This window comes from Flavobacterium sp. RNTU_13 (assembly GCF_046614455.1).
In the GTDB taxonomy this organism is placed as follows: Bacteria; Bacteroidota; Bacteroidia; order Flavobacteriales; family Flavobacteriaceae; genus Flavobacterium.
Map to the genome: position 1 here is coordinate 658,545 of NZ_JBKJHB010000001.1, position 26,972 is coordinate 685,516.

Below are 26,972 nucleotides of genomic sequence, written 5' to 3' on the forward strand. Positions count from 1 at the left end.
TACGATCCATAAAAAACTCCGCTTTAAGGCGGAGTTTTTTGTTTTTATACCGGCTGGCTTTCGCCAAATTTTTGCAGGATTTCATCAAAGGCGGCGTACAAATCCACCGCCTCATCGCTGGTAACCAGTTTTTGCCTGTGCTCTTTAAAGTTTGGTATACCCTTAAAGTAGTTAGTATAATGCCTTCTGGTTTCGTTAATACCGGCACGCTCACCTTTCCAATCTATAGACCATATAAGGTGGTTACGGGCGGCTTCTACCCTATCTGCTATGGTAGGAGCAGGTAAATGATTGCCCGTAGCTATAAAGTGCTTTATTTCGTTAAATATCCACGGATACCCTATGGCAGCACGGCCTATCATAACACCATCTACACCGTACCTGTTTTTGTATTCTACCGCTTTTTCAGGGCTGTCTATATCTCCATTACCAAAAATAGGTATCTGTATACGCGGATTGTTCTTCACACGTGCTATGTGGCTCCAGTCGGCCTCACCTTTATACATCTGGGCACGCGTACGCCCATGGATAGACAATGCCTTTATACCCACATCTTGCAGGCGTTCGGCTACTTCATCTATATTTATTGAATTTTCATCCCAACCCAGTCGGGTTTTTACCGTTACCGGAAGGCTTGTACTGTTTACTACCGCCTTGGTAAGGCGCACCATAAGGTCTATGTCCTTAAGCACACCGGCACCGGCACCTTTACAAACCACCTTTTTTACAGGGCAGCCAAAGTTTATATCTACAAGATCAGGGTTTACCGTTTCTACAATGCGGGCGCTCATGGCCATAGCCTCTTCATCCCCACCAAAAATTTGTATACCTACCGGACGCTCGTAATCAAAAATATCAAGTTTCTGGCGGCTCTTTATAGCATCACGTATTAATCCTTCGCTCGAAATAAACTCGCTAAACATAAGATCAGCACCATGGGCTTTACACAACCTGCGGAAAGGCGGGTCGCTAACATCTTCCATAGGGGCCAGCAAAAGCGGAAATTCGGGCAGTTCTATATTACCAATCTTAACCATCATGCAGCATTTTGGGCAAAGGTACAAATTAAAATAATAACCGCACGAGCTGTAAATACTGACAACCTGCCAATTATACTTAAACATTATGTTAATACCTTAAATTAATTAACAGATAAACATTCAAATGTAAAATAAATGTTAATAATCAGGTCGAACTACCACTTTTAACAGCCCATTAGCAGAAAAACTACTGATTATGAGGTTATTTTGCAGCGTGAGTCCCCTCACTTCAAAAAGAAAGTTTATACTCTCAAAACCAGTTAAATATGATTAAAACAACTACTTGTTTCAAGTGGATGGCAATGCTCTGCCTTTTACTTATTTCAGGAGTAGCATTATCCCAAACGGTAACCGGTATGGCACCGAGTAATGTTACGCAACGCTCTACGGTAACCCTTACAGGCACCGGATTTACCAATACCAGCACGGTACGTTTTTACACCGGCACAGACTCATCTACAGCTGCCGCTTATGTAAACGCTACACAGGTTACTTACGTATCGGCCACCCAGCTTAAGGTGGTAGTCCCTGCCGTAACTGCTGTAGGGTCGGCACCGGCAACACGCGCCATCCGTGTGTATAACGGCAGTACAGCCGGGGCAGCATTTAGCTACACTTATACCGCACCGGCAGGCACACCAGCAGTGGCAGGTGTTACCCGGATCATTACAAACTACAACGGCTACTGGAGCACTACTTCTACCGCAAACAGCAGCGTACAACCGGATACCGGGCACAGCCTTATGGCTTTTCAGTACAACAACACGTTGTACAGCACCGGGCCAGAGCAGGATGTTACTAACGTATTAGCAAATGCTAATACGGGAGCGTACACTACAGGTAACTGGCGTGCACTACCCATTAACAATATAGACGGCACCGTGCCTACAGGCACTAATAACCCTAACCTGATTGTACTGGCCAGCCGTGTAGACGGCGACGCAAACAATGCAGTACCTACTGCGCCAACCGTAAACGGACTTTCGGTGCGCGATGTACTTATTGATGGTTTCCGTGGGCTTAATATAGGCACCGGAGTAACCAACCTCCCATCTACATCGGTACTAACATTTCAGGCTACAAATATAAGCGCAGGAGTGGCTACAGACGAAGTGCCAGACATTATGGTAAGCCAAATTGCCGACCCTAGCGACAACTCATTTTCTGTATACTGCTTTTTAGACAGCAATGGTAATATTGTAGGTAGCCCGGTACAGATAGCACTAAACAGCATTAACCCTTTAGGAACCTACAAAACAGATTTCTTTACCCTGCAGGCAGGCGCACCGCTAAATACTGCTACCGTAAACGGATGGACAACAGTAGGTGCAAACACACGCCAAATTCGTGTTGCAGCGTACAAGCTGTCTGATTTTGGCATCAACGAAACAAACAGAACACAGGTAGCCAGCTTTAAGGTAATGCCAAGCGGCACCAGCGACCCGGCGTTTATGGCGTATAACCGCAGCTCATTCCAGGTACCGGCCCCTGAGATTTCGGGCCAGCCACAAAGCGTGGCAAAGTGCCCCGGCACTACGGCAACGTTTACAGTAACGCTTACGTCGACAGGTACAGAGCTTACCTACCATTGGGAAAAAAACGGTAACCCTATAAGCAATGGCCCTTCGGGCACCGGCTCTACGTATTCAGGAACAGATACTGCAACCCTAACCGTTACCGGCATTACAGCACAGGACAATGGTGTGTACCGCTGTGTGGTAAGCAACCCGGGCGGAGCCGCGTTTAGCAACAGCGCCTACCTTAACACCGTGATATTATCTGCCTCTGGCGATGTATCTACCTGTATAAACAATCCTGTAGCCATTCAGGTAAATGCAAACGGAAATTCACCAGTATACCAGTGGTACAGCAACACGGTAAACAGCACTACCGGCGGAACGCTTATAAGCGGTGCCAATACCTCTACTTACACGCCGCCAACTAACGTGGCAGGCACCCGTTTTTATTACGCAGAAGTGTACCCAAGCGGTTACGAATGTGCTAAAACTGCATCTACCCCGGTAACCTATACAGTGTTCGGGTCTTCAGTCGCAGGAACCGTAAGCGGAAATCAAAGCGTTTGCCCGGGTGCACCGGCTACCGTTACCCTAAGCGGCTACACCGGAACCATACAATGGCAAACTACCACCACCAGTGGCGGTACAGGCGGATGGGCTAATGTGGCGGGAGCTACATCGGCATCGTACACTAACCCTTCTGTAAGCCAAATTACCTACTACAGGGCTGTAGTAACTAACGGAAGTTGTGCATCGGTAACATCGGGTACTACTATCATTTCGCCGATTACATCATTTACATGGACAGGCGCTGTAAGCAGCAACTGGCACACGCCAAATAACTGGAGCTGTAATGCTGTACCTACCCTAAACGACGATGTAACCATACCCGTAACGGCAAACCAGCCTATAATATCTCAGGCAATAACGGCACTGGCAAAAACCCTTACCCTACAGCCAAACACTTCGCTTACTGCAAACAGCGGCACTAATATTCAGGTGCAAGGCGCGGTAACCGTGGATCCATCGGCTACGTTTACCCTGCAAAACAATGCTAACCTGTTACAGGATCCTACCGCTACTGCAAGTAATAACAACGGAAAAATAACCATAACCCGTAACAGTAACAGCCTTTATAAACTGGACTACACCTTATGGAGCAGCCCGGTTACCGGACAAAACCTGTTTGGCTTTTCGCCAAATACGGTAAACACGCGTTTTTATACCTACAAACCGGCAACAGACGTGTATGCAAGAGTGCCTAACTTAAGCAGCACATCTACAACCACGTTTGACGTAGCAAAAGGATACCTTATACGTATGCCAAATGCCGCCGAAGCACCGGGTTATAACGAAGAAACTACAGCAATAGCTTTCCCGGGAGTATTTACCGGTACACCAAATAACGGTACGATTTACGCCGCAGTTGCTGCCGAAGGGCAAGGCTACAACGCCATTGGTAACCCTTATCCATCTGCAATAAACGTATTTAACTTTATTGATACTAACGCGGCTTCGCTTGCAGACGGTACATTATACTTCTGGAGAAAGAGAAACAACAGCTCTAACCCAAGCTATGCAACCATCACCAAATTTGCCTATGCCCGCAACGAGGCTACAGGCGGAGATGCAGCCGGGCAGGCCTTTATAGACGGGCAACAATCAGCCTGGACTATTAACACAGGGCAAGGATTTATTGTAAAGGTAAAACCGGGTACTACCCAGGTAGCCTTTACAAATGCAATGAGAAGGAACACCAATACAAACCAGATTTTCCGCCAGGCACAGCCGGAAGGAAATCCATCTAAACTAACGCTTACCATAAGTGCTGAAAACGGCGCATATAACGCCACAGTACTGGGCTATTCTTCTGTTACAACCAATGATTTCGACTTTGGTTACGATGGTAAGGCTTTTGCCGATGGCGCACTCCAGCTGTATACACTTCAAAATACAGATAAGATGGTTATACAGGCACGTGCAGCGTTTACAGATACTGACAGGGTACCAACCGGATTTACAACCACACAACCCGGAACGTACACCATTAGCCTTACCGATAAAACCGGTACATTTAGCACCGGGCAAGCGGTATACCTTAAAGACAGCGTTACCGGCACAGTACACAACTTTGCCGATGGTAATTATAGCTTCGCCACAGAAGCCGGAACGTTTAACGACCGTTTTGAAGTACTGTACAACACCACCGTACTGGGCACAGCTACGCCAAACGAATCTGCAAACCAGGTTGTAGTTTATAAAAACAACAACGGCCTGCAGGTTAGCACAACAAACGCTACTATTAAAACCATAACACTACACGACATCAACGGACGCGTTCTTTACAAAAAAGATAACATAGGCCAAAACCAGGTTACCGTTAACGACGTAACCACCGAAAGCCAGGTGATTCTTGTAAACGTTATTACCCAGGATGGTGCTGTAACAAACAAGAAAGTGGTTTATTAATTAAAACATAAATAAAACACATGAGCCCTGCCATACATTTGGCAGGGCTTTTTTTATAGGCAATCAGGTAGTTCAGCGATTAAAAATGATATTCGTCAGAATCATACACGCCTTTCGTCGACACAAAAGCGCATTTTATCGTTAACAAAATATTAAGAAATTAAATAAAGTGTTATATTTGCTCTACCCAAAAATAATATGACAACCATGAAATGCTTTGACCACACCTTACTAAAGGTCAGCATTGTAGTGTGTTTATTGTGTACCGGAAAAATTAATGCCCAGCGCACTAATGTTTTGCCTGCCCTGCCCGAAACAACAAAAGGCTATTCGGCTTTTGATAAAGAAGCAGCCACAGGGATAGGAAATGCGTTAAACCTGTTTTTTGCACAGCGTGAGCTGCTTGCAGAAAGCAAAATCCAGAAAAGGATAAGGAAAAAGAAAGACCCGATACTAATACCCTACGCGCTGAACAAAAAACACCTTGGCCTTTGCTAAAAAAGAAAACCAACCCGCCCATAAGCGGGTATTTTTTTATACTATAACCACCTATTTTAAAACCCGCTAACTTTAACTATATTTGCCGATTAAAACACCTACCTTTACAGGTAAGGCCCGCGTGAGCGATAGCAGCAGGGCGCCGTGCGCCGCGGATAGCGCGACGGCTGCAACGCAGTGAAAGCCGGCACGCCCAATTAATGATAACAGACGAAGATGAAGAACATTAGGAACTTTTGTATTATTGCCCACATTGACCACGGTAAAAGTACCCTGGCCGACCGATTGCTGGATGCTACACAAACCGTAACCGCACGTGAGCAACAGGCACAGCTGCTGGACAATATGGACCTGGAGCGTGAGCGAGGCATTACTATTAAAAGCCACGCCATACAAATGGAGTACACCCACAACGGCGAAAAATACATACTAAACCTTATAGACACCCCGGGCCACGTAGATTTTAGCTACGAGGTGTCGCGCTCTATAGCGGCGTGCGAAGGCGCGCTGCTTATTGTAGACGCCGCACAGAGCATACAGGCGCAAACCATAAGTAACCTTTACCTGGCGCTGGAAAACGACCTGGAAATTATCCCGGTACTAAACAAGGTAGACCTGCCAAGTGCTAACCCTGAAGAGGTGAGCGATGACATTGTAGACCTGCTGGGCTGTAAACTGGAAGACATTATACCTGCATCGGGTAAAACCGGGTTTGGGGTAGATAAAATACTTGAGGCCATTGTAGAACGCATACCGGCCCCTAAGGGCGACCCTGCAGAGCCGCTACAGGCACTGATATTCGACTCGGTATACAACCCGTTCCGTGGTATTGAGGTAATTTTCCGTGTAATAAACGGCGAAATTAAAAAAGGCCAGAAGATTAAATTTATGGCTACCGGCAATGAGTACTTTGCCGACGAAATAGGCACCCTTAAGCTAAACCAGGTTCCTAAACAGGTGGTAAGCGCCGGAGACGTGGGTTACCTGATTAGCGGTATTAAGGAAGCCAAAGAGGTAAAGGTGGGCGACACCCTTACCGATGCTAAAAACCCTACCCAAAACATGGTAAGTGGTTTTGAAGATGTAAAACCAATGGTATTTGCGGGTATTTATCCGGTAGATACCGAAGACTACGAGGAGCTACGCAACTCTATGGAGAAACTACAGCTAAACGATGCTTCGCTGGTGTTTGCCGCAGAGAGTTCGGCGGCGCTGGGCTTTGGTTTCAGGTGTGGTTTCCTGGGCATGCTGCACATGGAAATTATACAGGAACGCCTGGAGCGCGAGTTTAACATGACGGTTATTACTACCGTACCAAACGTTAGCTACCTTGCCTATACTAAAAAAGACCCGGACAAGCCAATTGTGGTAAATAACCCTAGCGACCTGCCGGAACCTTCTAAACTGAGCCACGTAGAGGAGCCTTTTATTAAGGCTACTATTATTACAAAGTCGGATTTTGTGGGTAATGTTATGAGCCTGTGTATAGAAAAGCGTGGTCTTATTACCAACCAAACCTATCTTACCACAGAGCGTGTAGAGCTTAACTTTGATATGCCGCTTGCCGAAATTGTATTCGACTTTTACGACAGGCTAAAAACCGTATCTAAAGGCTACGCCTCATTTGACTACTCGCCTATAGGTATGCGCACCTCTAAGCTGGTACGCCTTGATGTACTGCTAAACGGCCAGGGTGTAGATGCACTATCTGCACTTATCCATGAGGATAACGCCTACAATATTGGTAAAAAAATGTGCGAAAAGCTGAAGGAGCTTATACCACGCCAACAGTTTGATATTCCTATTCAGGCAGCTATTGGTGTTAAGGTTATAAGCCGTGAAACGGTTAAGGCGCTTCGTAAAGACGTTACCGCCAAATGTTATGGTGGTGATATTTCGCGTAAGCGTAAGCTTCTTGAAAAACAGAAGAAAGGTAAAAAGCGTATGCGCCAGGTGGGTAACGTAGAGATACCTCAGGAAGCGTTTATGGCGGTACTGAAACTGAACGACTAAATTCTGTATTAAGTAGCGAGTATTAAGTAGTAAGACTTGAAGACACAAGATAATAGATGAAAGACCCGGTGCAAATTGTGCCGGGTTTTTTGTTTATTTTAGTGGGGTAAAACCAACTTATTATGACAGAAATTACTGGAGAGGAGTTTAATAAATTACTTGCAGTTAGCGGAGAAATATCAGGTTACAAAGTCTTATCTGATGGATTATCCTTTATTATTCTGCCGGACTTAAACGAGATTTATATAAAAAATTGTACGTTTATTGGGGATAGCATTAAGGTAAAAAGTAACCCTTTCAATTTAGAGCAAAGCATTTACTTCTCTGATGTTAATTTTTACAATGAAAATAGGTTAGCCTTTGATAATTGCACATTTAAAAATTTAATTTTTACACAGGTACATTTAAAGTGCATTATTGAAGTAAATACTCCGAATATTGAAAGCCTACGGCTTGAGCGACTTACAGCAAACAGTAGTTTTGTGATGGATGGCAATATAAAGTCTGTCTTTATTACTATGTCAACATTTAGCAACATAATAATTTGCGATAAATTATACTCGTTTGAATTTAGTATTTATAAGTGTTCGTTAGAAGGACTTACTATAATAAACTCTAAGATAGAACGATACACCAATTTAAAAAATAAGTTTTTAAGACAGATAAATGCCAGTGCGGATCATTTCTACCGATCAGTGGAATTAGGAAGTTTTTATTTTGCAGAAAATGTAATTGGTCAGAATGTAGAATTACGCAGTTGTAATATCACGAAGAATCTAGAATTACGGAAAAATAAGACATCTGAAAAAGCACTGTCTATTAGATTTGAAAACTGTGAAATCAAAGGAAAATTAAAGTTTACAGAAAATCATCTTTCCAAACTCATTTTTAAAGACATAGAAGTTCAGAATGACGCCCATTTTGACGATTTAAAAGTTGATTCAATATATTTCTCAGACCTAATTTTCCATAAAAACACATACATTGATAATTTAACTATTAATAAACTAGAGGAGTGTGAAAGAAAAACATTACGACAAATTAAATACTCAATTCAAAAAACAGACAACAAAATAGACTACAACCGCTTCCGCGCTTATGAACTTACGGCATATTACAGAGAATTAAAGTGGTACGGGGATTTTATAGATAAGTTTGTGTTAGGCGCTACAATATTATCTACCGGATATAATCATAGTTGGCGTAGGGCACTACTGTTTACTATTGGATTTGGATTGTTTTGGTATTCTACCCTTTATTTTCTTCAACATCATGGCCATTTTTCAATATATGAACTGAACAACTACTTCAATGGTGCTTTCCGTTTCTTTCTAGTTACAGACTTTTCAAGCCCATTCGAGGAGAAAGGAAAATATCTGCAAACGGCATGGTTATGGATTCCGCTTATACTCGGCAAAATCTTCATCGCCTTCGGCATCTACGAAATGATACAGGCGTTCCGAAAATTTAAGGCCTAATTACCCCGTATAACCATTATTTTGCGTACCGCCTTCATGGTAGTATCCTCACTGGATATAAACACCATATACACGCCGCTACGCACCTTATATTTACCAAAGGCAGTAGTGTCCCAAGTTATGGTACCGCCTTCGCTGGTGGTTTCGTATACCAGGTTACCCTCTACGTCGGTAATTTTTACATTGGCTTTATCGGTAAGGTTGGTAATCTTTACATCGCCCTCGTAACCCGGCCTTACGGGGTTAGGGTACGCATACACGCTGTTAAGGTCGTTTGCCGCCGCGGTGCTGCTGCCTTTAAAAGACACCATGCCTTTATCAGTTGCAAAAAACACCTCGCCCGTAGTGTTGTCTATGGCTATGTCGTTAATGGTATTGCTGGGTAGTGGCGAATTATCTTTGGTAAAATGGTACAGCGTTTTTTGCCCGTCAGACGACACTAAAAACGCGCCCGCCGTATCGGTACCAAACCATTTATTATCACTACCGTCTATTTCAATATCGTTAATGGTTTGGGCATACATAAGCTCCTGCGCCACACCTTCTTCTTCTATAATAACCTGCGATGTATTTATAACATCTTCAGATAAAAACCTCTGTGTACTGTAAATTACCCGTAAGCCACTGCGTGTGCCTATCCACATTCTGCCGCTTTTATCTATAGCAAGGCTCATAACATAGTTATCGGGCAACTCGTTAGCCGTGGTAAGGCGCATAAACTTGTTGGCGGTTTCATTAAATCCTATAAGCCCATAGGTAGTACCGCTTGCAATCCACTTGGTGCCGCTGTCGTCTACAACAATATCCTTGTACTGCATCTCCTGGGGTGTAGGGTACACGCTTTCAAAGCTGTAAGGCGTCCAACTCGTACCCGTTAATTTTTTCAACGGTTTTTTGGTAAGCCCGTTCATGATCCATAGCGTACCTTGCTTATCAAACACGCCCGACTGTACACGCACGGTACGATAGTTATTTACTAAACCCTGGTTTTCTATACCACTGTTTGTTTCATCATACAGTATGGTAGGTACCATGTCGGTAAGCTTCATCATCCCCGACCCTGATGACAGCAGGTATACCTGTTTTTCATCGGTGGGGTTTATTAACACATCTACAATATCAGTAATATCTTTTGTAACCCCACTAATAGTTTGCAGCGTAGTATACGGAATATTTGTCCACCCCGTACCCGCACTTAACTTACTTACACCATACTTCCTCAACTTCGGGTCGAAGTTTACGTCGGCAAATCCGTATACCGCCCACAGGGCGTTTGCAGATTTTTTAAGGGCATAAATGTTACTGCGTAGCGGGCCGTTAGGAGTAATATTTGTAGGTAAAAAAGTATTGAGGTCTATAGAATAAACACCCTTTTCGGTAGTACCTACATAGAGGTTTCTGCCTACTACTGTTGCCGCAGAAAACACAGCCGGTTCGCCTACGGTGTTAATCTGGTACTGCTGTACTAAAGCATTATCATACACCACTACTTTCTCTGCAGATGTAGCTACCATAAAGCCATTAGCCTCCCTTAAATCTAGTATGGCAGACGGCAATGGTGCCAGCCCCGATGTAGTATTGTTGTTTACAGTAACAAAATCGCCGGTGGCAGATGCCGCTACAAGTTTATTATTAAAACTGATTAGCCCCGTCCAGTTACCGGGTACTACCTGGCTCCATTCGTTATAATCTATCAGGTTAGCACTGGCGGCAGAAGCCCTTAAAATACCGCTCTCGGTAGCGGCATAAATATACCCTTGGTGTACGGCACACTGGTTTACTTTTAATAAACCGCCACCGGGGCCTATGCTGTAGGTATCGCCAAACTGCAGGGTATTTACATTAAACTGCACGATTCCGAAATCACAGCTTAAATACGCCATACCGTTACTTTCATAAATACGGTTGATAGCCTTTTTATTGTACGGAACGTTTGTCTCCTGAACAATATCTATTTTGGTTACCACACTGCCATCTGAATTTACAACCAGCAACAACCCGGTACTGTTACCTACCAGCAGCCTGCCTGTATCGGCACTAAAGTGCATGGCGGTAATACCATCGGCCTTTAGCCCCTCGACCGAAGTAATAGTTTTTAACTCCCCCGAAGCACTGTTTTGCGAAAAAATCGCACTACCCGAAGCCGCAAACATACGCGTATTGTTTTGGGCCATAGCCACTACGTTAGTATACGAATAGTAACTACCCCACTGCTGGGTTTGGGCAAAACCAAAACAGCAAACAAACAATAAGAAAAGGGTATGGCGGATGTTCATGTAAACGTTATTTGCGCAAATATAGCTAAAACGCAGTTATCGGCATTTTTGTATGTGTCCTATAAAAATAGTTGCCACGGATTACACAGAACCCCGCCAGTTAAATTATGGTGATTTGTGTAATTCGTGGCAATGTAGCTGTATGCGTATTAGGCGTTAAAAGCCTGTTCTATATCGGCAATAAGATCTTCTATATCTTCTACCCCTACACTAAGGCGCACCAGGTCGTCGGTAATGCCGATTTCTTTACGCTTAGGTTCCGGTATGCTGGCATGCGTCATTAAGGCAGGGTGGTTAGCAAGCGATTCTACGCCGCCAAGCGACTCGGCAAGGGTAAATACTTTTACATTCTCCAGGAATTTAATGGCATCTGCCTTTTCACCGCCTTTAAACGTAAAGGATACCATACCCCCAAAACCGCCTTTCATTTGCTTTTTTGCAATTTCAAAAAACGGATGGCTTTCAAGCCCCGGGTAAAATACCTTATCTACTTTAGGATGGTTTAGCAGGTACTCTGCTACTTTTTGTCCGTTAAAGCTGTGGCGCTCCATACGCAAGTGCAGGGTTTTAATACCGCGCAGTACCAGGTAGCTGTCTTGCGGGCCTAATGTACCTCCGGTAGCAAACTGTGCAAAATGCAGTTTTTCTCCAAGCGAAGCATCTTTAACCACAAGCGCACCGGCTATAACATCACTATGCCCACCCAGGTATTTTGTAGCACTGTGCATTACAATGTCGGCACCCAAATCCAGCGGACGCTGCAGGTATGGGGTAGCAAAGGTATTGTCTACCGCAAACAGCAGGTTATGCGCTTTGGTTATTTTGGCAATAGCCTCTATATCGGCAAGCTTCATAAGCGGATTGGTAGGTGTTTCTACCCAAACCAACTTTGTATTCTCGTTAATAAGGCTTTTAAACGCTGCCTCATCGGTCATGTCTACAAAGTGAAATTTTATGCCATAGTCCTGGTATATACGGGTAAACATCCGGTAGGTTCCGCCGTACAGGTCGTCCATGGCTATAACCTCATCGCCGGGCTTTAGCAATTTCATTACTGTATCTGTGGCAGCAAGGCCACTGGCAAAAGCAAGGCCGCGCGTACCGTTTTCTATGCTTGCAAGGGCATTTTCAAGCGCAGTACGTGTAGGGTTTGCTGCACGGCTGTATTCATATCCTGTATGTACCCCGGGGCTGCTTTGTGCAAAGGTAGAGGTTTGGTACACCGGTGGCATTACGGCTCCGGTAGCAGGGTCATGATGCTGCCCGCCATGTATGGTTTTGGTGTTAAATTTCATATAAACTTGAATTTCTTTCTTAAACTATCCGGCAAATTTACTGTAATTTAGTTACACCAATAGCCTGTTTAACGGCAATTAACCTTTTACATAACCCAAGCGCAAATTTTTATGAAACGTATCCTCCTATCTGCTGCACTGATTGCTACACTTGCCTCATGCAAAAATGAAAAGGCTACTGCCACACCCGAAACGGCTACTGATTCTACCACCATAAATGCGCCCGAGGCGGCTTCACTGTCTTTTGACAATAAGGTATACGAGAAAAAAAGCAAGCTAAAAACCGGCAACCAGGCTACCGTAGTGCACCTGGAGATTACCGAAGCAGTGGGTAACGGTGCCGACAGCATTAATAATAAAGTATTTAGAACTGTACGCGATATAGCACACTTTGGCGAGGGAAAATCGAAGGCAAAAAGTTATGACGCGCTGATGGATGAGTTTATAGCTGCCTACGAAACCATAACAAAAGAAGATACTTTCGAAGATATGCCGTGGGAAGCTACTGTTAAAGCCAGTGTGGCCTATAAAAACGACAGTATTATAAACATAAAACTAAATTATTACACATTTACAGGCGGTGCCCACGGTTACGGGGCAGATACATCGTTGTTATTTAACACGAAGACCAGAACAAGCATAGAACGTGATGCTCTTTTTAAAGATAAAAAAGGTTTTACGGCACTTGCCGAGAAAAAATTCAGGGCGAAGTACAAAATCCCGGCAGGCAATATAAACAGCACGGGCTACCAGTTTATGGAAGACAAATTTGTATTACCAAATAACATCTTTTTTACCGACAAGGGACTACTGCTACTGTATAACCACTATGAAGCAGCAGCCTATGCCGAAGGACAAAAAGACGTTTTGATTTCTTACGAAGAAGCAAAGCCGTTTTTAAAATAGTTTTCAGTCGCAGTAATCAGAAGTACAAAGTGAAAACTGCGACTGAAAACTAAAAATTATATAAACTTCCTAAGCTGCATCATAATACCCAGGTGCAATGCCTCGTGGTGGTTATTAAAAGCAATGGCATCTTCCACGGTGCTTAGGTCAAACCCCATTTCACTCTTGCGGGCATTGTACGTTGTAAATACGCCACCGTTATAATCATCTTCTGTTTTTTGTACTAACGCATGCAGCAGGTTACGCAGCTCTACCGCTTCACTTGGCGAGATATCCCTGTGTGGGGCTGTACCACGGGCGTAAAGCGATACAAGTTCGTCACCAACCAAAAGGTGCTGGTTAGTACCCTTATAAACCAGTATTTGCTGAGACACTATAATGTGGCCAATGTTCCAAATCAGGTTGTTACGAAACCCTTCGGGTATTTTATTTAATTCCTCTATCGAATATTTTTCGAAATATTCATCCAGCAACTCGCGGTTACGGCGGGTAATTTTAAATTCGGTTTCCATGGGTGTGTTATGTTTTTACACGAATTTCTCAATTTCCCGGCAGTTATCAAACCCATTTAGCAAACCTTTTTAAAAGAATTTTAGTTTTTTAGCAGATGTGCCGAAAAATTTATGTAATTCTCGAAATTTGTGGCTCATAGCAAATAATATTTAAAAAATACTATCTTTGTAAATATAACAACAAACAGCAATAAAGTTACAAAATGGCTACACTTACAGATACGTTCGGCATACAAAAAGCCCTTACCGAACTGGGCATTACCGAAGTAAACGCCGGTACCTCTACCGGGCTTCATAATTTTGCTAACGGCGCCTTGATTTCGTCTTACTCTCCTGTAGACGGCTCGCTTATAGCACAAGTACAGTGCTCTACAGCCGAAGACTACGAAACTGCAATGAAAAAGGCCGAAGAGGCGTTTAAAATATGGAGGCAAATGCCTGCGCCTAAGCGCGGAGAAATTGTACGCCAAATGGGTGACGAGCTTCGTAAACATAAAGAGGCACTTGGCCAGCTTGTAAGCTACGAAATGGGTAAAAGCCTTCAGGAAGGCCTGGGTGAAGTACAGGAAATGATAGACATCTGTGATTTTGCTGTAGGTTTATCGCGTCAGCTGTACGGACTTACCATGCACAGTGAGCGCCCTAACCACCGTATGTATGAGCAGTGGCACCCGCTGGGAATAGTAGGTATTATTTCTGCCTTTAACTTCCCGGTAGCGGTATGGAGCTGGAACTCTATGATTGCCTGGATATGTGGTGATGTTTGTATATGGAAACCAAGTTCTAAAACGCCTATATGTGCAGTAGCCTGCCAAAACATAATTAAAACCGTACTGCAAAGGAACAACGTTCCTGAAGGGGTAAGCTGCCTTGTGGTAGGTAACGAAAGCGGTAACCTTATAAATAACGACAAACGTATACCTATGGTATCGTTTACAGGTTCTACAAGAATAGGACGCCACGTATCTAAAACCGTTGCAGAGCGTTTTGGTAACACCATCCTTGAGCTTGGTGGTAACAACGCCATTATAGTATCTGAGCACGCAGATATAAGCATGGTGCTGGTAGGTGCTGTATTTGGCGCTGTAGGTACTGCCGGTCAGCGTTGTACAAGCACACGCAGGCTTATAGTACACGAAAGCGTATACAACAAAACTATAGAGGTGCTTAAGAGCGCTTACAGCCAGCTGAAAATAGGCAATCCACTGGATGCTAATAACCACGTAGGCCCGCTTATCGATAAAGGTGCCGTACAGGATTACCTTAACGCGATTGAAAAAGCGAAACAGGAAGGCGGAAAAATTATAGTTGAAGGAGGTGTGGTTGAAGGTGACGGCTACGAAAGCGGCTGCTACGTAAAACCATGTATTATTGAGGCAGAAAACCACTTTGACATTGTACAGGAAGAAACCTTTGCCCCTATCTTATATGTAATGAAGTACAGCAACATACAGGAAGCTATAGATATGCAAAACGGTGTGCCGCAAGGACTTTCTTCTTCTATCTTTACTACAAACATGAGAGAGATGGAGCTGTTCCTAAGCGCTCAGGGTAGCGACTGTGGTATTGCCAACGTAAATATTGGTACTTCGGGTGCTGAGATTGGCGGTGCATTTGGCGGTGAAAAAGAAACAGGTGGTGGCCGCGAAAGTGGTTCAGATGCATGGAAAGCGTATATGCGCAGGCAAACCAACACCATTAACTACGGTACTCAGCTGCCATTGGCACAAGGCATTAAATTTGACCTGTAATACAATATATCTTATACCAAAAGACCCGCCAAATGGCGGGTCTTTTTCGTTTACTATCGTAATGCTTTATCCAGGATTACTTACCCGGAAAAGCTGCCTTGCGTTTTTCCATAAAAGCGGTAGTACCTTCTTTAAAATCCTCTGTACCAAAAGCTTCGCCAAAACTGCGAATCTCTGTAATGTAACCGTTTACACCATCTTCAAAACCGGCATTAACCGATTTAATGGCTAAGGCTATAGCTATAGGCGAGTTCTTTATAATTTTTGCAGCAATACCTTTGGCAAAGTCAAGCAGTTCTGCCTGCGGCACTACATGATTTACCAAGCCCCATGCCTTAGCATCATCGGCACTAACCATTCCGGCGGTGATTATCATTTCCATAGCACGCCCCTTACCTACCAGCTGAGGAAGGCGCTGTGTACCACCGTAACCCGGGATTACACCCAGTGAAACTTCGGGAAGGCCCATTTTAGCATTATCACTCGCCACACGGAAATGACATGCCATGGCAAGCTCCAAACCGCCCCCCAGTGCAAAACCGTTTACAGCGGCAATAACCGGTGTACCCAGGTTTTGAACAAAATCAAACAACATGGCCTGACCTTGTGCTGCAAGGTGCTCCCCTTCTTTTACATCAAAATGGGCAAATTCGGCTATATCTGCGCCTGCTACAAAGGCTTTTTCTCCGCTTCCGGTTACTATAATAGCTTTTACATCAGCATCAGCGTCCAGCGCTTTAAAAGCGTCGTGCAGCTCCGCTATGGTTTGTTTATTAAGTGCATTTAGTTTGGCAGGCCTGTTTATGGTAATCAGGGCAATGCCGTTTTCTTTTTCGGTTAAAATATTTTCAAAGGTCATGGTTATATAATGTTTCGTTTGTTTGTTTTCTTTAGGCAAAAAATCCCGTATCATCGGGGTTTATAATAGGCAGGGTTACCGTAAATACGGTACCGGCTCCGGGTGCACTATCAAACGTAATGGTACCGTGATAGTTTTCCACTATATTCTTTATGATACCCAGGCCAAGGCCCATTCCGCTGCTTTTTGTGGTAAACTTAGGTTCAAATATACGGTTTTTATGCTCCATGCTTATTCCTTTACCGTTGTCTGAAACCAGTATGCGCACCCGGTCGCCAAAACGCACCACATTTACCGCCACGTGCGGATCTGCCTTATCCTCATCTATAGCCTGTATGGCGTTTTTAACCAGGTTGGTTATAATACGGATCAGTTGGGTACGGTCCATGCGGGTTATGATTTGCTGTTCGTCGGCATGGAAATGTATGTAGCCCTCGTTAAAAATATCTACCGCCAGCTTTACAATCTCTACCACATTAAGGGTTTCGTTTTGTTGCGCCGGCATACTCGCAAAGCTGCTAAACGCCGATGCTACAGAGGTCATGGTATCTATCTGCTGAATCAGCGTATTACTAAACTCGGCGAGTTTTTCGCGTATGTTAGGATCGGCAGGGTCAAACTTCCGTTGGAAACTCTGCACTGTAAGCCGCATAGGGGTAAGCGGATTCTTTATTTCGTGGGCTACCTGCTTGGCCATTTCGCGCCAGGCCTCCTCCCGCTCTTTCTGTGCCAGCAGTGCGGCACTTTCGTCGAGGTCATCTACAAGGTTGTTATAAGCATCTACAAGCAGGGTTATTTCCTGCGGGGCATCGTGCATGTGTATTTTCTCGTTTTGCTCGTTAAGGCGGGTTTCCTTTATACGATCACTCACCGCTTTAATACTGTGGGTAATGTAACTACTAAGGAAATAAGCAATTACCACCGAAATAATAAGCATAAACGAATACACCTGTATAAAGCGGGTAATAAAGTTGTTTATCTCTTTTTCGTAATAGCCATCGTCTTCCATATAGGGCAGGTTAAGTATGCCCAGTGGTTTAAAACGGTTGTCTTTAATATAGCTGTACGAGGAGCGGAATTTTTTATTATCAGGCGTCGTCTTCAGGTCAACAAACCGCTTTTCAGCCGTAGAACGTATTACTTTCAGTATATGCTGAGGGATATCCTGATTAATGGTATCTACAGAAAAAGCCGCCTTGCTCGACTTTAGCAAGTGACCGTTAAGGTCGTAAATGTTTATTTCGGTTCCGTGAATATTGGCCAGTTCATGGATACGGTCTTTAAAAATTTCGGGCAGGTTCTCTGTAGTAAGCGGGTACGTGGTATTTGCCATTACGTAGCTAATGTGCTCTTTAATGGAGTTTTCCTTACGCTCCAGCCGGTCCTGGTGGTACTCTTTAGCCTCTTTTTTAAACTGGTAAATGGATACAATGGCTATAAGGAACGACGCAATAAGGGTAATGAATATAAGCGAAACAAATATCCTTACCCGAAGTGACCAGCGTTTTATCCTGAATTTTTCCTTCATTATATCAGGAGTTGTTCTTCTCCCTTATTTTTTTATAAAATTTATACCCAAGCATAAGCAATACGCTAAAGGCTATGATGCCTAGCACACCGAAAATCCAGTTTATGGCATTTTTTAAAATTACCAAAAATACCACCGCAAACAAAATCAGTGTAGCACCCTCATTCCATAGGCGCATAAAGCCCGTAGTGTGCTTTACCTCATCGCGTTGCAGCTGCTTAAAAATCTGGTGGCACTTAAGATGGTACAGGTACAGCAAAAACACAAATGTAAGCTTTACGTGCATCCAGGGCTGGGTAAGCCAGGTATTGCCTGTAGGGGTAAAAAACAACATCCAGTAGGCAAATATGCTCGCAAGCACAGCACTGGGCCAGGTTATAATATACCATAGCCTGTAGCTCATAAGTTTGTATTGCTTAATAAGAATCTCTTTTTCGGGCGAGGGTTTACTATTTGCCTCAATATGGTACACAAACAACCTTACAATGTAAAACAAACCTGCAAACCAGGTTATTACAAAAATAAGATGTAGTGATTTTATGTAATTATAGTCCATTATTCATTAATATCATTACTACAAAGATAGCCGTATTACCACAAAAAGGAAGCCATTATGCACGGCTTCCTTTTTATAATGTGTATTTTAACGTAATTATTTTCTAAAACCTTAAGCGGTCACTTCTGCATTAGCCCACTCATTTATCCAGTTGGCCACTACGTTTACCCACTCCTCACCATCGTTAAGGCAAGGTATGGCATGGAAGTTTTCGCCGCCGTTCTCCACAAAATCCTCGTTGGCACGCATAGCTATTTCCTCTAGCGTTTCCAAACAGTCTGACACAAACGCCGGGGTGACTACTGCAAGGTTTTTTATACCCGCTGCCGGCATTTTGTTTATCTCCACATCGGTATATGGTTCTAACCATTTATCGCCTGCAAGGCGGCTCTGGAAGGTTAGTGAGTATTTATCTTTAGGTAGGCCAAGTTGCTCCACTACAAGCCTTGTAGTTTCGTAGCACTGGTGGCGGTAACAAAACTTATGCGCCGCAGATGGCGTAACACAGCAGGTGCCATTTATCTTACAATGCGACTTAGTTACATCGGTCTTACGGATGTGGCGCTCCGGTATACCGTGGTAGCTAAACAGCAGGTGGTCGTACTCAAAGCCTTCAAGGCCTTTTTTAATAGAATTAGCCAATGCCGTAATGTAATCAGGTTTATCATAAAACGCAGGCACATCGGTAAAGCGCATATGCGGGAATTTCTTTTTCCTGATTTCCTCGGCAAGTACCAGTATGGTTAGCGTAGAAGCCATGGCATACTGCGGATACAACGGAAACAGCAGTACGTCGGTAACGCCTTGGTCAGACAGTTTTTGCAATCCGCTTTCTATAGACGGGTTACCGTAACGCATGGCCAGCTCTACTGGGATTTCGGTTTTAGGTGCTACTTTTTGCTGTAGCCTTTTGCTTAGTACAATAAGTGGCGAGCCTTCTTCCCACCATATTTTAGAATACGCGTGGGCCGATTCTTCAGGCCTTTTGCGCAATATAATACCACGAACAAGCAATGCCCTTAACAGGAACGGCACGTCTATAACGTACTTATCCATAAGGAACTCGTCCAGGTACGGTTTTACATCTTTTGCGGTAGGGCTTTCCGGTGAGCCCAGGTTAATTAAAAGTACTCCTTTCATTACTTTTATTTTTGTTTTATGGTGTCGCTGTTGGGTACAAATATCGCACAACAGACTGTATATATTTTTTATTTAACTATCGTTTACCCAACCTGCAAGGTCTTTAATACCTTGTAGGTTTTAATTTATTCCAACGTAATCATCGCCTCCAGAATACTATTCCTTTCATGATGAGCGAAGACAAAATTATCTCTCCCTCCAAATAATTCCAAAACCTCCCTCCTCATAAGTTTTGTAGGTCTATCGGAAATATGGCCATTGTATGATGAAAACTTAAAACTCGTAAAATCAAGCCCAAAATGATGCTTCGGATTCATGTGGATGTAAATAATGAGACTACTCAAATATAATTCGTTTGGAACCCTTATTCTTCGGAAGTGTTTCTCAAACAAACTCCCCGTTCGGTTATACATTTTATTAAACGCCTTTGCATACGCATTAAACAGGTTTGATATTTTCTGTGTAGCAATTTCGCCTTCAACATTCGATGCAAATAAAAGGTGAAAATGATTATCCATTAAACAATATGCATAAATAAAACCTATGTTGCTTAAATATTTGTCTATTAGGCTTAAAAAGTAAATCTTGTTTTCTTCATTATTAAAAATGTTTGTGCCGTTAATACCACGGTTATAAATATGATAAACAAAATCCTTTTCTAAAACTTCGAGTTTCATTTTTTGCTACTTGTTTTTCGTTGTCCCTCCTGCAAGGTTTTTAAAACCTTGTAGGTATTCTTGTGAACCACACTTTATCTTAAATTTTAAACCTACAAGGTTTCAAAAACCTTGCAGGTTGCTACCGGATTTGAAAATCACTACCGATTATACCTGGTGGCGGAAGATTAAAAAACACTTTACCTGCTTTTATATCTTCATATAATCGACATACTACTGTGTTTAACTCATCTTGTTCACAGGCGTATGTATCTATTTCTCCATACTTTGAATACGAAGAAACATTAAATCCTTCTTCAATGTCATTATACCAAAGTACTTGCCTGCCAAAAATAGCCACTACCCAAAAACCACCACCTTCGTTTCCATATTCTGTTTCCTGCCATTTTTCAGGAGTAATTTTTATATAGTGCCATAGTGCAAGCTCTGTAATACTCATATTTGCAACTGCTTCACTAATGTTTGCATTAAGTGCTTCTAATGGTATAGGTTGCCAGGTTTTCATCTGTTTTCCGCGTATTTATTAAATCTACTGCAAGATTTTTGAAACCTTGTAGGTGTTTTTCTGAACTATACTTTATCTTAAATTTTCAAACCTACAAGGTTTTAAAAACCTTGCAGGTTGCTCGCTCATACCATTAAAAATCGTAGACGGTTACAGCAATGTCTTTATCAGAAAGAACAGATATTATAAGCGGTTCTATTTCTTCCCACTTTCCTCCGGCTAGCCCACAGCCAATACGCGGCATGTGTACTGAAGCAGTATTTTCAGTCGCAAAAGCCCCCACTTTTTCAAGCGCTTCTTTCACGGCTTCATAACGTATGGGGGCATTGCCTTGTTCGTCCTTGTTTATCTTATGCTGACCTATAATGTTTGCTACCCACAAATCTTCTTGTACCTGTACAAACTGAACTTCGCCCAATGCAAAGTTTTGTCCCGATTTAAACCACTCGCGATACCGCTTTTCAGGATTTTTCCAACGCTTTGAGATAGCCATTACAAAACCTTTTCCCCAAACACCAACATCATTACAAATATGTGCAATTATCTTATTTCCATCATGTTGAGGGTTAGTAGCATCACCTTTTATGTATTGTATTTCTGTCATTCTTTAATACCCCGTCTATTATCTTACGTCTATCATCCATCAGTCTCACTTACACCTTCTCCGTTATACTCATCAAGTACTTTTTAGGAGTAGTTCCAAATTTCTTTTTAAATGCCGCTATAAAGTGGCTTGCAGTACTGTAGCCTATTTTTAGGCCTACTTCGTTTACGTTATACGACCCGCTGTCCAGCAACTTGCGGGCATAGTCCATTTTGTAGTCGAACAAAAAACCGTATACACTGTCGCCGTAAATCTGGCGAAAACCCATTTTTAATCTTTTCAGGCTGATGCCCACCTGTTCGCTCAGTTCTTCCAGCCCGGGTGGTTCTGCCATGTTCGCTATTACTATATCCTTAGCCTTTCGGATTTTAATTACATTATCCTCATCTACCAGGAACGGACACTGCTCGGCATTAGGGTCTTCGGCACGGTTAAAGTACAGGCTCAGTAGTTCGTACACCTTACCCTTAAAATACAGTTTTTTTACCGATGGGTGCATGTTAAAATGAAACATCTGGCTGAGTACCACCGCCATAGACGGATTTATAGGATCGTCTTTATAATATTTTCTGTCTATGTTGTCCGGGCTCAGGAACGGAATATGATCGGCCTGGTCCGAAAAGAAACCGTGAAACTTTTTTATAGACACCAGCAGTGTAAGCACCCAACTGTGGGGCTCTATTTCCAACTGCATGGGCAGGTTGGTCTGCGGGTTATACAAGAACAAGGACAGCTCTTCGCGCAGGTCCAGCGCATAGCGCCCTTGGTTAAAAATAAACTTGGCTTTGCCCTTTAAGCCAAAGTGAAACTGTATAAATTCTGTACCTACTTCGCGCAGAAAAGAATAGTTTTCATCGCTGTTATTCTCAAATTTCAGCACATAAAAACCATTTCCTATCATCAGTTCCTCATGAGTACCCATAGCGTTATTTTTAAAAGTGAAAGTGACCTCAGTCACAACTTTTTTATTTAGAACGCTTCTAAACAAAGCGGTCGCAAAGCGTTGATTTCATTGCAAAAATACGTTATTTCCGTAAAAAAAGGTGATTTACAGCATAAATAACGTGTAGCGTTATAAAAAGACCGTACAGCGTTATTTTTTAAAAGTTGTGCGTTATACTTTTGTTAAACTTTTTAGGTAAAAGTGTATATGGACAAAAATAACATGCACAGGCATCAGTATTTTTATGCTGTGGGACTAAGTTTCAGGAAAGCTGATGCCGAGGTTAGAGGAAAATTCAGCCTTGATGCACAAGGCCGTGCCGCTGTATTAGCGCAGGCCACCGCAGAAGGTATTGAAAGCCTTATTGTGGTAAGCACCTGTAACCGTACAGAGATATATGGGTTTGCACAGCACCCTTTTCAGCTTATAAAATTACTTTGCGATAACAGTAACGGTTCGGTGGAAGAATTTCAGCGTGCCGCATTTGTATTTAAAGGCCCTGAAGCGGTAGAGCACATATTTCGTGTAGGTACCGGCCTTGACAGTCAGATACTGGGCGACTTTGAAATTATAAGCCAGATAAAAATAAGCTTTAACGAAAGTAAAAACAACGGCCTGGCAAATGCTTTTATGGAACGCCTTGTAAACAGCGTAATACAAGCCAGCAAGCGCATTAAAAACGAAACCGAACTAAGCAGCGGTGCCACATCAGTATCGTTTGCATCGGTGCAATACATTCTTAACAATGTTGAAGATGTACAAAACAAAAACATTTTACTTTTCGGAACCGGGAAAATAGGCCGTAATACGTGCGAAAACCTGGTAAAACACACCAAGAACAACCATATTGTACTTATAAACCGTACCCGAGAAAAAGCCGAACAGGTAGCCGGAAAGTTTAACCTTGTGGTAAAAGACTACGACCTGCTTCCGCTGGAGATAGAAAAAGCCGATGTGCTCGTGGTGGCTACAGGTGCGCAAAAACCTACCATAGACCGGGATATCCTAGCATTAAAGAAACCCTTGCTTATACTGGATCTTTCTGTGCCGATGAACGTACATGAAAACGTACGCGAAATGGATGGGGTAACCGTAGTACACCTGGACGACCTGAGCAAGATTACTGACAGTACACTGGAAAACCGCAAAAAACATATCCCTGCAGCCGAAAGTATTATCAATGAGGTAATGGAAGAGTTTAATGAGTGGACAAACGCCCGCAAATTTGCTCCTACCATAAATGCCCTTAAAGATAAACTTAACGCTATTAAGGAAGGCGAAATCGACTTTCAGCGCAAAAAAATCAGGAATTTTGACGAAGAGCAGGCCGAAATCATAAGCCAGCGCATCATACAAAAAATCACTACCCATTTTGCTAACCATCTTAAAGACCATAACACCGCTGTAGATGAAAGCATAGAGTGGATAGAAAAAGTTTTTAAATTAGAAACGAAAGAGCAGGCTATTTAAACCATAGCTTTTGCGTTGTGATTTTCGGCTGAATCAGTCACCTGAAACTTAACCCGAGGCGAAAGCCGAACTGACAAAGTAAACTTGGAACAAAAAACAATACGAATAGGCACCCGCGACAGCGAACTTGCACTATGGCAGGCACATACCGTAGAACGTAAGTTAAACGACCTGGGCTACGCTACCGAAATTGTAGCCGTAAAAAGCACCGGCGACATTATACTGGATGTACCGCTATACGAACTGGGTATTACCGGTATTTTTACCAAAACACTGGATATAGCCATGATAAAAGGCGAGGTAGACATTGCTGTGCACAGCATGAAGGATGTACCTACCGCATTGCCAAAAGGCATAGTACAGGCCGCTGTTTTACAACGTGCAGATACCCACGATATTTTAGTACACAAAGGTAACGACGGCTTTTTTGCCGATGCTGCCACCATTGCCACCGGTAGCCTTCGCCGCCAGGCACAATGGCTGCACCGTTATCCTAACCATACCGTTACCGACCTTCGGGGCAACGTAAACACCCGCCTGAAAAAACTGGAAGAAAACGCCTGGGAAGGTGCCATTTTTGCCAAAGCAGGTTTGGAACGCATTAACGTATTACCAAATAACCATATAACCCTAGATTGGATGATACCGGCTCCGGCTCAGGGCGCTATGGTAGTAGTTGCCATGGAAAACGACGCCTATTGCCGTGAGGCCCTGGCACAACTAAACGACACCCCTACCGAAGTCGCTACACATATTGAGCGTCAGTTTCTACGCAGGCTAGAGGGTGGCTGTACCGCCCCAATAGGTGCATTGGCAACATACATAGGCGACGAAATCCGATTTGAAGGGGTATTGCTAAGCATAGACGGAAAACAAAGGTTGCATATAGAAAAGACCATTCCGGCAAATGCTAATTACAGTAACCTGGGCAACGAATGTGCCGATGAAATACTGCAAAACGGCGGAGCCGAGTTAATGGAACAAATACGTACCCAACTTAAAAAGTAATGACCTACCGCGTACTGTCTACCAAAAAACTGCAACCCAACCAAAAAATGTACCTGCTTAATGCAGGGCTTTCGGTTATTGAGGCAGACTTTATTGGTATAAAGTACCGGGACTTTGAAATACATAATACGGCTTCAAACCTTATTTTTACCAGCCAAAACGGCGTTATAGGGTTTTTGAAACACAAGGCAAGTAGTGTTTTTGCCGGAAGCAGTATTTTTTGCGTAGGCGAGAAAACAAAAAAGCTGCTGGAGCATTACGGCTTTAAAGTAGTTGAAATGGCTCATGATGCTGAAAAACTGGCGGCTATACTTACAGAGAACTATGCAACAGAACGTTTTATGTTCTTTAGTGGAAGCATGCGCCGCGAAACATTGCCACAGGCTCTTAAAAGTGCGGGCATCCGCTTTACTGAAATACAGGTGTACGATACCGTGTTAACCCCACGCCATATACAAACAAAATGTAACGGGTTACTGTTCTTTAGCCCGTCGGGTGTTGAAAGTTACCTGAAAGAGAATACAATTACAGATGAGGCCTGTTTTTGCATAGGGCAAACCACAGCAAACGCACTTACAGGTATAACAGATAAGGTGATAATAGCCAATACGCCCAGCGTAGAAAATGTAATAGTACAGGTAAGGAATTATTACGCAGAATTACGGCTTGAATAACGTCCTGTCATTGCGAGCGCAACGCAGTGGAGTGTGGCAATCCCATAACCAGATTGCTTCGTCGTACCTCCTCGCAATGACAGACGGATAGGATACGCTCCTGCAAGGTTTTTACAACCTTGCAGGTATTTATAAAAAAAGATAAAAGTAAACCTGCAAGGTTTCTAAAACCTTGCAGGTGAGCAAAAACATAAAAACAAAAAAATGAGCTTAAAAAACGACCTATTTTTAAAAGCATTACGAAACGAAACCGTAGAACGTCCGCCGGTATGGATGATGCGCCAGGCAGGCAGGTACTTACCTGAATTCCGAGCCCTGCGCGATAAATACGATTTCTTTACCCGTTGCCAAACGCCTGAGCTTGCTGCTGAAATCACGGTACAGCCCATCCGTATAGTAAAACCCGATGCGGCTATTTTATTTAGCGACATTCTTGTGGTACCGCAGGCTATGGGTATAGAAGTGCTTATGAAAGAAAGCGTAGGTCCGTTTTTGCCTAACCCTATCCGTTCTGCTCAGGATGTAGAAAAAGTAATAGTTCCGGATATCCACGAAACGCTGGGTTACGTTATGGACGCCATAAAGCTGACCAAAGAAATGCTGAACGACGAAGTGCCACTTATTGGTTTCGCCGGTTCACCGTGGACCATTTTCTGCTATGCCGTAGAGGGTAAAGGTTCTAAGAGTTTTGATACTGCCAAAGGTTTCTGCTTCAGCCAGCCGGAAGCTGCACACGCGCTGCTACAGAAGATTACCGATACCACCATAGCTTACCTGAAAGAAAAAGTAAAAGCAGGTGTAAATGCCGTACAGGTATTTGACAGCTGGGGTGGTATGCTTAGCCCGGTAGATTACCAGGAGTTTTCATGGAAGTACATTAACCAGATTGTAGAAGCACTGGCACCGGAAACGCATGTTATCGTATTTGGTAAAGGCTGCTGGTTTGCACTGGGCGATATGGCACAGAGCAAGGCTTCGGCGCTGGGTGTAGACTGGACGTGCAGTGCACGTAATGCCCGCTACCTGAGTGGTGGCCGCATTACCCTGCAGGGTAACTTTGACCCTAGCCGACTGCTTTCGCCTATACCTACCATTAAAAAAATGGTACACGAAATGATAGACGAGTTTGGCAAAGACAATTATATTGTAAATTTAGGCCACGGCATATTGCCAAACATTCCGGTAGACCACGCTAAGGCGTTTATAGATGCCGTAAAGGAATATAAGAAATAGTTTTTGGTTGATGGTTGTTA

22 protein-coding genes are annotated in these 26,972 nt (G+C 43.3%); 10 read left to right on the forward strand and 12 right to left on the reverse strand.

The window, feature by feature from the left end:
• Window positions 1-44 precede the first annotated feature (44 nt).
• On the reverse strand, window positions 45-1,037 hold the full coding sequence (gene dusB, locus ACLI08_RS02950; RefSeq protein ID WP_411427372.1) for a tRNA dihydrouridine synthase DusB: 993 nt from the start codon (window positions 1,035-1,037) through the stop codon (window positions 45-47).
• A gap of 269 nt (window positions 1,038-1,306) precedes the next feature.
• On the opposite strand from dusB, the gene ACLI08_RS02955 reads away from it, so the two are divergent.
• From ACLI08_RS02955 to ACLI08_RS02970, 4 genes are all read left to right on the forward strand, one after another.
• Window positions 1,307-5,026, forward strand: coding sequence for a beta strand repeat-containing protein (locus tag ACLI08_RS02955; RefSeq protein ID WP_411426963.1), 3,720 nt, complete (start codon window positions 1,307-1,309; stop codon window positions 5,024-5,026).
• 198 nt (window positions 5,027-5,224) lie between these two features.
• Window positions 5,225-5,524, forward strand: coding sequence for a hypothetical protein (locus tag ACLI08_RS02960; protein ID WP_411426964.1), 300 nt, complete (start codon window positions 5,225-5,227; stop codon window positions 5,522-5,524).
• A gap of 216 nt (window positions 5,525-5,740) precedes the next feature.
• Entirely contained in the window at window positions 5,741-7,537 is a 1,797-nt protein-coding gene (gene lepA, locus ACLI08_RS02965) for a translation elongation factor 4 (RefSeq protein ID WP_411426965.1), read from the forward strand.
• Window positions 7,538-7,659: 122 nt separating this feature from the next.
• Window positions 7,660-9,015, forward strand: coding sequence for a hypothetical protein (locus ACLI08_RS02970; RefSeq protein WP_411426966.1), 1,356 nt, complete (start codon window positions 7,660-7,662; stop codon window positions 9,013-9,015).
• Here the strand turns inward: ACLI08_RS02970 and ACLI08_RS02975 are convergent.
• Together ACLI08_RS02975 and ACLI08_RS02980 are read right to left on the reverse strand one after the other, a co-directional pair.
• The gene (locus tag ACLI08_RS02975) at window positions 9,012-11,291 is read right to left on the reverse strand and encodes a two-component regulator propeller domain-containing protein (protein WP_411426967.1); all 2,280 of its coding nucleotides are present in this window, start codon (window positions 11,289-11,291) and stop codon (window positions 9,012-9,014) included. The two genes, ACLI08_RS02970 and ACLI08_RS02975, sit on opposite strands and share 4 nt — an antisense overlap.
• A gap of 149 nt (window positions 11,292-11,440) precedes the next feature.
• The gene (locus tag ACLI08_RS02980) at window positions 11,441-12,586 is read right to left on the reverse strand and encodes a cystathionine gamma-synthase (protein WP_411426968.1); all 1,146 of its coding nucleotides are present in this window, start codon (window positions 12,584-12,586) and stop codon (window positions 11,441-11,443) included.
• A gap of 111 nt (window positions 12,587-12,697) precedes the next feature.
• On the opposite strand from ACLI08_RS02980, the gene ACLI08_RS02985 reads away from it, so the two are divergent.
• Complete coding sequence (locus ACLI08_RS02985; protein WP_411426969.1) at window positions 12,698-13,492, forward strand: PdaC/SigV domain-containing protein; 795 nt, start codon at window positions 12,698-12,700, stop codon at window positions 13,490-13,492.
• Window positions 13,493-13,548: 56 nt separating this feature from the next.
• On the opposite strand, the gene ACLI08_RS02990 is transcribed toward ACLI08_RS02985, so the two are convergent.
• Window positions 13,549-14,004 carry a DinB family protein gene (locus tag ACLI08_RS02990; RefSeq protein WP_411426970.1) on the reverse strand — a complete coding sequence of 152 codons (456 nt, stop codon included), beginning with the start codon at window positions 14,002-14,004 and terminating at the stop codon, window positions 13,549-13,551.
• Between the two features lie 203 nt (window positions 14,005-14,207).
• Between ACLI08_RS02990 and ACLI08_RS02995 the strand changes: the two genes are divergently transcribed.
• The gene (locus tag ACLI08_RS02995; RefSeq protein ID WP_411426971.1) at window positions 14,208-15,755 is read left to right on the forward strand and encodes an aldehyde dehydrogenase family protein; all 1,548 of its coding nucleotides are present in this window, start codon (window positions 14,208-14,210) and stop codon (window positions 15,753-15,755) included.
• Window positions 15,756-15,831: 76 nt separating this feature from the next.
• Here the strand turns inward: ACLI08_RS02995 and ACLI08_RS03000 are convergent, their stop codons facing one another.
• The 8 genes from ACLI08_RS03000 to ACLI08_RS03035 all read right to left on the reverse strand — a co-directional run bounded on the left by ACLI08_RS03000 (window position 15,832) and on the right by ACLI08_RS03035 (window position 22,546).
• The gene (locus ACLI08_RS03000) at window positions 15,832-16,614 is read right to left on the reverse strand and encodes an enoyl-CoA hydratase/isomerase family protein (protein ID WP_411426972.1); all 783 of its coding nucleotides are present in this window, start codon (window positions 16,612-16,614) and stop codon (window positions 15,832-15,834) included.
• A gap of 31 nt (window positions 16,615-16,645) precedes the next feature.
• A complete protein-coding gene (locus ACLI08_RS03005) occupies window positions 16,646-18,142 on the reverse strand; it encodes a sensor histidine kinase (protein ID WP_411426973.1) in 1,497 nt (498 codons plus the stop codon).
• Between the two features lie 4 nt (window positions 18,143-18,146).
• The gene (locus ACLI08_RS03010) at window positions 18,147-18,698 is read right to left on the reverse strand and encodes a CopD family protein (protein WP_411426974.1); all 552 of its coding nucleotides are present in this window, start codon (window positions 18,696-18,698) and stop codon (window positions 18,147-18,149) included.
• A gap of 111 nt (window positions 18,699-18,809) precedes the next feature.
• Window positions 18,810-19,838 carry a ferrochelatase gene (gene hemH / locus ACLI08_RS03015; RefSeq protein ID WP_411426975.1) on the reverse strand — a complete coding sequence of 343 codons (1,029 nt, stop codon included), beginning with the start codon at window positions 19,836-19,838 and terminating at the stop codon, window positions 18,810-18,812.
• A gap of 125 nt (window positions 19,839-19,963) precedes the next feature.
• Window positions 19,964-20,515 carry a transposase gene (locus ACLI08_RS03020; protein ID WP_411426976.1) on the reverse strand — a complete coding sequence of 184 codons (552 nt, stop codon included), beginning with the start codon at window positions 20,513-20,515 and terminating at the stop codon, window positions 19,964-19,966.
• A 121-nt stretch (window positions 20,516-20,636) separates the two neighbouring features.
• Complete coding sequence (locus ACLI08_RS03025) at window positions 20,637-21,020, reverse strand: hypothetical protein (RefSeq protein WP_411426977.1); 384 nt, start codon at window positions 21,018-21,020, stop codon at window positions 20,637-20,639.
• 133 nt (window positions 21,021-21,153) lie between these two features.
• Window positions 21,154-21,624 (reverse strand): macro domain-containing protein, encoded by a 471-nt coding sequence (locus ACLI08_RS03030; RefSeq protein WP_411426978.1) that lies wholly within the window; start codon window positions 21,622-21,624, stop codon window positions 21,154-21,156.
• Between the two features lie 49 nt (window positions 21,625-21,673).
• Window positions 21,674-22,546, reverse strand: a complete 873-nt coding sequence (locus ACLI08_RS03035; RefSeq protein ID WP_411426979.1) for a helix-turn-helix transcriptional regulator — start codon at window positions 22,544-22,546, stop codon at window positions 21,674-21,676.
• Between the two features lie 228 nt (window positions 22,547-22,774).
• Between ACLI08_RS03035 and hemA the strand changes: the two genes are divergently transcribed.
• The 4 genes from hemA to hemE all read left to right on the forward strand — a co-directional run bounded on the left by hemA (window position 22,775) and on the right by hemE (window position 26,952).
• Window positions 22,775-24,037, forward strand: a complete 1,263-nt coding sequence (gene hemA / locus ACLI08_RS03040; RefSeq protein WP_411426980.1) for a glutamyl-tRNA reductase — start codon at window positions 22,775-22,777, stop codon at window positions 24,035-24,037.
• Between the two features lie 84 nt (window positions 24,038-24,121).
• Window positions 24,122-25,045 carry a hydroxymethylbilane synthase gene (gene hemC / locus ACLI08_RS03045; RefSeq protein ID WP_411426981.1) on the forward strand — a complete coding sequence of 308 codons (924 nt, stop codon included), beginning with the start codon at window positions 24,122-24,124 and terminating at the stop codon, window positions 25,043-25,045.
• Window positions 25,045-25,719 (forward strand): uroporphyrinogen-III synthase, encoded by a 675-nt coding sequence (locus ACLI08_RS03050; protein ID WP_411426982.1) that lies wholly within the window; start codon window positions 25,045-25,047, stop codon window positions 25,717-25,719. The genes hemC and ACLI08_RS03050 overlap by 1 nt, the downstream gene beginning before the upstream one ends.
• Window positions 25,720-25,923: 204 nt before the next feature.
• Window positions 25,924-26,952: a uroporphyrinogen decarboxylase gene (hemE, locus tag ACLI08_RS03055; RefSeq protein WP_411426983.1), complete on the forward strand. Its 1,029-nt coding sequence runs from the start codon at window positions 25,924-25,926 to the stop codon at window positions 26,950-26,952.
• The last annotated feature ends 20 nt before the right edge of the window (window positions 26,953-26,972 follow it).